We start from the raw sequence: 255 nt of genomic DNA on the forward strand, positions 1-255 counted from the left end.
GCTCTCGGAGGCGTAGGGGCGGGCGTAGGCCCATTCGTCCAGCAGGGTGCGGTGGTAGCGCTCGACCTTGCCGTTGGTCTGCGGCCGGAACGGGCGGGTGCGCTTGTGCGCGATTCCGGCGGCGGTCGGGGTGTCGCGCCACAGCCGCGATCGGTGGCACGAGCCGTTGTCGGTCAGTACACGGCGCACGGTGATTCCGGCGGCGGCGAAGAACGCCTGCGCACGAGTCCACAAACGCGGCTGCCGACTCCTTGG

1 pseudogene is annotated in these 255 nt (G+C 71.0%); it reads right to left on the reverse strand.

From position 1 onward, the window contains the following. Window positions 1–255 (reverse strand): annotated as a pseudogene (locus QSK22_RS33555) (integrase core domain-containing protein); the annotation flags it as partial.

Source organism: Actinomadura sp. NBRC 104425 (assembly GCF_030269545.1).
GTDB classification, from domain to species: Bacteria; Actinomycetota; Actinomycetes; order Streptosporangiales; family Streptosporangiaceae; genus Spirillospora; species Spirillospora keratinilytica.